General features: G+C 62.8%; 2 protein-coding genes. Both read right to left on the bottom strand.

All coding sequences use genetic code 11. The annotated features are described in order from the left end of the window. Window positions 1-24: 24 nt before the first annotated feature. On the bottom strand, window positions 25-420 hold the full coding sequence (locus AWU74_RS05280) for a hypothetical protein (protein WP_162504864.1): 396 nt from the start codon (window positions 418-420) through the stop codon (window positions 25-27). 188 nt (window positions 421-608) lie between these two features. Next, on the bottom strand, window positions 609-1,598 hold the full coding sequence (locus AWU74_RS05275; RefSeq protein WP_062328348.1) for a hypothetical protein: 990 nt from the start codon (window positions 1,596-1,598) through the stop codon (window positions 609-611). Window positions 1,599-1,915 lie beyond the last annotated feature (317 nt).

The raw sequence follows: 1,915 nt of genomic DNA, 5'->3' as shown, positions 1-1,915 counted from the left end.
TCGTGTCCCTCTTGCCCGCGCGTCTCAACTGGGTTCCCGTTCCTGCGGCAGTACCACGCCCTCGCCGCTGTCGTCCTGCCCGAACACCGTGTCGTCGTAGAAGACGTAGAAGTCGCCATCCTTCGGCGCGCCGCCGGTGCAGGTTCTGCGCTCCAGAGCGGGGAAGAGCGCGAGCTTTGCGCCCATTTCCGTGTCGAAGTCTTGCCAGCGTCCTATGCGGTAGCCGTCCGACCGCGCTGCGCCGTAATGCGAGTACCACACGCCGGACAGTTGGGCGAGCAGCTCTTCAAATACCGGCGCGCCGGGCGCATGGGGTTCATAGGTGTCCGCCCCGCCGACCGCGCCATAGCCGAGATTGCAGCCGACAAGCAGCGCGAGGGCTGCGAGCGCGAAGAGCGCTTTTCTCAAGATCTGCAGCATATACGTTTCCTTATTCGGGCGGGCGCTCCCGGCTTGCCGCCGGCACGCCCGCCCCTTGTGCCGTCCGGTAATGCGCGGCGCAAATCCCCGCGCGCCTCTATGCCGAGTTTCGCGTTCCCGACACGGGGGTGTCGGCACTCCCGACACCCCCGCCTGCCTGCGGCAGCCTCGCCGCGGCGTTCTTTGCCCTATAGCAGCGACAGGTCGTAGGCGGGACTCGTCTCGGTCGAGTTCTCGCCGGTACCCATATCGGCGCATGACGCGGTCTGAATCTTCACAAAGTCAACCCACTGGAGCGGTTCGCTTAACTCTGAGCCGTCCGGCGCCCGCGCCCACGAAATGTCAAAGTCGCTCGCCCCGACAACGGAGTCAACAAAGCCCGCAAGCTGGATGCCCGGAATAGTAGTTGTGCCGGCACCGGCGTTGGGAACGACCATAAGTCCGGTCATGGTAAAATTATCAACCCCGCCGCACAGATATGCGGGCCACTTTGCCGCGGTGTTGGACCAGGAACTGGTGAAAACCGCGGTGTATCCGCCAGCCCCAGTGGTGGTGACAACATTGCGGTACGTAAAGCGGACGACGCCGTCGGGGTCGAGCAAACCGGCTGCCGGATGAGCGAGGTGAAAGGACAGTTTCGCTTTGTCGGAGAGGGCAGGCGCAAGGGTCGCGGCGGTGAACAGCGCCTTGAAGTCCTCCGGCGACTTGCTCTCAAGCCCGTCCGTATCGGCGGGCGGATAATCGGCGTCGTAGTACGCGGCTTCAATAGCCTTTGCCCGAAGGCTCGCGGAATTAGAGACGCCTGTCTTATAGGCGGCATAATACGCGTCCCAGTCATCGTCGGTGAACGCCGCGGTAGCCGCCTTGAAGTCATTCTCTAAGCCAGCGTTAGCCGGCTTCTGCTTAAACGTCGCCGAAGCGTTATAAAAGACGTCCACATTCGGGGAAAGGTCCGGGGAAATCAGCGGGTACCAGGGGTCGTCCGCTATGCCGTTCCCGTTGACGTCCTGTGATACAAAGACGGCTCCGGGTTCGGAGTTCCCGGCAAACGCATTCCCCGCAATCTTCAGGTCCGCCCCGTCGGTGTTCGGAATCGAATGGTCATACGCATACGATATGCTTCCCCCGAAGGCGCCGAGAGATATAGAAAAGGCAGTGGGGGGAGCGGTAAGGGTCAAAGAACGGTAGGCATCCGCGTTCGCCGCCGCCGTCAGACCGGCAACCGTGTTTGTTGCGACAGTGGTGTCATACTCCAGACGCGGATATAGATTGGTGTACTGAGTCAGCCCCTTCTTGAACTCGATAACCTCGATAGGGTGAGCGAGCGACTCGCCGGGTACGACCGGTCTGCGCTTCGCGGGGTCGTTGAGCGCTCCGGTTTTCGGGGGGGGGGGGGTATAAGTGGACGCTGCCCGTTATTGCACCCCGCTGCTCCCCCGCCCAGGGCACCGGACGCCGCGGCCCCCGCGTTCCCCTCCCGCACGACATACCAGTT

The sequence above is a fragment of the Treponema endosymbiont of Eucomonympha sp. genome (assembly GCF_001028545.1).
This window is presented reverse-complemented; position numbering and strand designations above follow the sequence as displayed.

What these genes read in the sequence shown, in the direction of transcription:
- AWU74_RS05280 (WP_162504864.1), bottom strand. Translation starts at nt 420, where the DNA reads ATGCTGCAGATCTTGAGAAAAGCGCTCTTCGCGCTCGCAGCCCTCGCG.